Below are 4,411 nucleotides of genomic sequence, written 5' to 3' on the forward strand. Positions count from 1 at the left end.
GGTTATAATCCGGATGTGAATTCATAATTTCCATTTCAATTGAGATCATTTCTTTATTGCTTTTATAAAATTCCAATTATAAAGCTCCTCTTCATTAAATGATTTATGAGTTAATTATTTCTTTATAATCACGTATATTCCCTTTTTCACGCAAAAAAAAATCCAGGCATGAGCCTGGATTGCATTTGATTTGGATCCTCTTTTTAGGGATTGTCTTCATTTAAGGAAGACTTCTTTGTAGTGAGAGTAGACATTTAGATATAGTGTTGCCAATCTGATCGGCAAGCAGTAATTTAATCTCAGCTAGAACTTTTAAAACGCCCAATCAGGCAATGAATGAACCTTCCGATCTTCCCGGCAGTTTTCACAAACATGGAGTGTGACTGCTTGAATCATCTCTTCATTCTTGTCTTCAAAATCCTCTTTTGTTCCGCAAACCTCACATAGTCTCATAACATCACCTCGTCAGTCACTTATTAAATTGAAACCTTCTTCCTTTACAACCTGTTCAAAATCTTCGGATGACGCCATCCGCTCATCGTACTTGATGGAAACCGTCTTATGTTGCGCACTTGCTTCGGCTTGTGATATCCCCCAGACGTGGAGCAATGCTTTGGTGATTTTATCAGCGTCTTCCTTCGTATCAAGATTATCAATGTGATACACTTGTTCCTTCATTCGCTGCACCATCCTCACTTATGGTCTTCCCTATTCTTAAGGAAGGCTTCACCCATTCCCTCCAGGAAATCAACCATTGTCGTCATTGCAGCCCGTATTTCAGGACTGCGAAGCCTGATTCTCATTTTCCAGATACTTTGTTTCTTTCCCTTTTCGCCTGTACTGGACATCCTTTTCAGCCCAAGCGTCACTCCCTGCAAAAGTGTTTCTAGCTGGGAAGGCTGCAAAGATCCGAGGAACTTGAATAAGCCAAATCCACTTTTAATAATATTATGGACGGCAGGCTGGTTGACCTGCTGCATCGCAATCACGCCTACGTCATTCCGCTGCTTCAGCAAGGACCCAGCTGTCTCGAAAACATTTACTTCATGAAGCTCTTTTGTCAGTTCAATGAAGGAAAGGACAGCTTCCTTGTTGTCAGCGAGCGCTTTAAGGATTTCATCAATGGCCTTGTCCTGCTCTTCTATCGGGTTAGGAACCCCCCTGCTAATTTGCCTGATCGGTTTCGCCATAATGCCCCTCCTTCAAATCGTCGATTTCGGAAATTGGGATATAATCTGAGCGCAGCCACTTTTCTTCGACCTTCACGCTGATTTGTGGAATCCTGTTCCCAAATCGGTGATTATGCTTAGGAAGCGGTGGTTCGCCCGTCGTTTCAAGCACTTCCATTTTTACGCTCATTTCCTTATATGCCGGTGTATGGGTAACAATATCGTGATAGCTGCTAGTCAGTCTATTGACTGCCTCATTATCCTCAGAAGAGTTCATCGGCAAGTACAATTCCTTGCCCTTCACCCTGTCAGTCACAATAACGCGAACTTCCACATGACCGTATGGGGAAGTCAATCCAACAAGTGCACCGTCTTCAAGATTCCGTTCAGCCGCAAGCTCTGGAGAGATTTCCAGCCACACATCAGGCACCTTATGCATTAGCCCTTCCGTCTCATGTGTCATATTGCCTTCATGGAAATGCTCAAGCAGGCGGCCGTTGTTCAAATGCAAGTCAAATTCTCCTCCTGGATCAAACGGAATCGTCCATTCTACTGGGAACAGCCTCGCTTTTCCATCCGGGAATCCGAACTTATCTTTATATAGCAGAGGAGTATCCGTTCCATCCGCTTTTACAGGCCATACAAGCGATTCCCATTCTTCCAGGCGTTCATAGCTTACTCCAGCAAACATTGTCGCAAGCTTGGCAGCTTCGTCCATAATTTCAGATGGATGCTGATAATTCCAGTTTGCTCCCATACGATTCGCAAGCTCCTGGAAAATCAACCAGTCTGGTTTGGAATCACCCATCGGTTCGAACACCTTGTAAAACCTCTGGATCCGCCTTTCTGTATTCGTAAAGGTCCCGTCCTTCTCAAGGCTAGGCGCTGCCGGTAAAATCACATCCGCAAATTGAGCGGTTTTACTGAAGAAGATATCCTGGACAACAAAGAAATCCAATTTTTCAAAAGTCGAATCAACATAGTTTGAGTTGGCATCGACAATGGCCATGTCTTCCCCAAACAGGTAAAGGGCTTTAAGCTTGCCTTTATTGACAGCTTCAACCATATGGTGATTGTCATAGCCAGGATTCTCCGGAAGCTTCACGCCCCATGCTTTTTCATACTTTGCCCTGACAGCCTCATCCTGTACAGGTTCATAGCCAGGCATCCATGGCGGCAGAGTTCCGAAGTCGCATGCTCCCTGAACATTGTTATGACCGCGTAATGGATAAGCACCTGTACCTGGTCGACCGTAATTCCCAGTAACCAAAAGCAGGTTTGAAATGGCTGTGCTTGTATCAGATGCGCCCATATGCTGGGTAACACCCATTGCCCACAGCATGCAGACCGATTTCGCTTCCTTGATCATTTCTGCAAGTCGGAGCAGCTCCTTCATGCTGAGTCCTGTTTTTTCCACAGCATATTCCAGTGTGAATTTTTCCAACGAAGCTCTGAATTCCTCAACACCATTTACACGTTCTGCAAGGAATTTCGCATCTTCCCAGCCCTGGTCAAAAAAGTATTTTGCAATCGCGTTAAGCATGATAATATCTGTACCCGGCTTAGGATGAAGATGCAGATCCGCGCGTTGAGCAAGTTCGTTTTCCCGAAGGTCAACCACAATCAGCTTTTGTCCAAAAAGCTTATGTGAACGCTTGATACGTGTTGCCAGCACCGGATGGGACTCAGCTGGATTCGCACCAACAACGATGACAAGCTCTGATGCGATAATATCGTCCATCGTTCCAGAATCCCCGCCAAGTCCAACCGTCCTCATTAATCCGGTTGTAGCTGGTGACTGGCAGTATCGTGAGCAGTTATCTACATTGTTTGTGCCCATAATTCCGCGCGCAAACTTCTGAAATAAGAAATTCTCCTCATTTGAGCATTTTGACGATGCAATATAGCCAATCGAGTCAGGACCAAATTCTTCTTTTATGCCAGACAATTTTTCTGCGATCAACGAAAGTGCTTCGTCCCAGGTTGCCTCGACAAATTCATCGCCTTTACGGATCAGCGGCTTCGTCAGACGTTCTTCGCTATTAACGAAATCCCAGCCCCATTTTCCTTTTACACAGGTTGAAATGCCGTTCACCGGTGCTTCGGTCTTAGTCTGGATTTTCAGGATTTCTCGATCCTTCGTCCATACCTCAAAGCTGCAGCCGACACCGCAATATGTACATACGGTCTTTGTCCGTTTGATCCGTGCCTTTCTCATCGCTGCTTCCACTTCAGATACGGCAAAAATTTCGCGGTAGCCTGGTTCCACTTCCTTTGTCATATCAATCATTGGAGCGAGGATGTTAGGAGCAATTCCAGTAAGGAACCCGGCGTTTCCTAGCATTGATTTTTCCATTAAAGCATTACACGGACAGACATTTACGCAATGGCCGCACGAAACACAAGAAGATTGATCGATTGGCACATCATTGTCCCAGATAACACGGGGCACTTCACGGCTCCAGTCAATGGTCAGTGTTTCATTTACCTGCAAATCCTGGCATGCCTCTACACAGCGGCCGCACAAAATACATTGATCAGGCTCATAACGGTAAAATGGATGAGAATTATCTGCTGGATAAGGCTTAGCCTCGAATGGATACTTCTGATGGGCAAGCCCCATATCTTCAACCGTATTATGAATTGTGCAATTACCATTGTTATTGTCACAAACTGTACAATATAGCTCATGGTTCTTCAGGATTCGCGACATGGCCTCATATTGTGCAGACTTTACCTGTTCGGACATGGTATCAATCTTCATGCCAGGCTCTGCCTTTAACGTACATGACCTTGCCAATTGTCCATCAACCATGACATAACAGGTATCACATGTCTGGATAGTTCCAAGATCGGGATGATAGCAAACCCCGGGGATAAAAACATCCTCTGCTCTTGCTACCTCAAGAACCTTCTGTCCTTCGACAGCTTGATATTCCTTGCCATTGATATTAACTGTAAAACGAGTGTCACTCATTCCCATGCCTCCTCATTCCTACTTTACTTATGCCCTGTCTTCTCAAACCTGCTTTACCGCTGCCTTGTCTCCTTGTTACTTCTTTGCTGGTGCCTTGCTCCATCGTTCCCCGGTAAGCAATCCAGTAAATCAACGAGACAAACACACTGCCGCCAATCGCATTCCCGATAAATACAGGAATGAAGTTCCCAATGAAATCCTGCCAGCTGTAGTAGCCCGAGAATATGGCTGCGGGAATCACGAACATATTGGCGACAACGTGCTG

5 protein-coding genes are annotated in these 4,411 nt (G+C 45.2%); all 5 read right to left on the reverse strand.

What is annotated here, in order from left to right:
* Nucleotides 1-312: 312 nt before the first annotated feature.
* Nucleotides 313-453 (reverse strand): hypothetical protein, encoded by a 141-nt coding sequence (locus WB217_RS10665; protein WP_335430496.1) that lies wholly within the window; start codon nt 451-453, stop codon nt 313-315.
* Nucleotides 454-465: 12 nt separating this feature from the next.
* Entirely contained in the window at nt 466-678 is a 213-nt protein-coding gene (locus WB217_RS10670) for a heavy-metal-associated domain-containing protein (protein ID WP_423993211.1), read from the reverse strand.
* Between the two features lie 14 nt (nt 679-692).
* Nucleotides 693-1,190: a DUF1641 domain-containing protein gene (locus tag WB217_RS10675; RefSeq protein WP_423993212.1), complete on the reverse strand. Its 498-nt coding sequence runs from the start codon at nt 1,188-1,190 to the stop codon at nt 693-695.
* Entirely contained in the window at nt 1,165-4,152 is a 2,988-nt protein-coding gene (fdhF, locus tag WB217_RS10680; RefSeq protein ID WP_423993213.1) for a formate dehydrogenase subunit alpha, read from the reverse strand. Before fdhF ends, WB217_RS10675 begins: the two co-directional genes overlap by 26 nt.
* The coding region (locus tag WB217_RS10685; RefSeq protein WP_423993214.1) for a formate/nitrite transporter family protein at nt 4,139-4,411 on the reverse strand (273 nt) is incomplete at its 5' end. The genes WB217_RS10685 and fdhF, both read right to left, overlap by 14 nt.

Source organism: Mesobacillus sp. (genome assembly GCF_049588175.1).
Classification (GTDB): domain Bacteria; phylum Bacillota; class Bacilli; order Bacillales; family Cytobacillaceae; genus Mesobacillus.

What these genes read in the sequence shown, in the direction of transcription:
- fdhF (WP_423993213.1), bottom strand. Translation starts at nt 4,152, where the DNA reads ATGGGAATGAGTGACACTCGTTTTACAGTTAATATCAATGGCAAGGAA.
- WB217_RS10665 (WP_335430496.1), bottom strand. Translation starts at nt 453, where the DNA reads ATGAGACTATGTGAGGTTTGCGGAACAAAAGAGGATTTTGAAGACAAG.
- WB217_RS10675 (WP_423993212.1), bottom strand. Translation starts at nt 1,190, where the DNA reads ATGGCGAAACCGATCAGGCAAATTAGCAGGGGGGTTCCTAACCCGATA.
- WB217_RS10670 (WP_423993211.1), bottom strand. Translation starts at nt 678, where the DNA reads ATGAAGGAACAAGTGTATCACATTGATAATCTTGATACGAAGGAAGAC.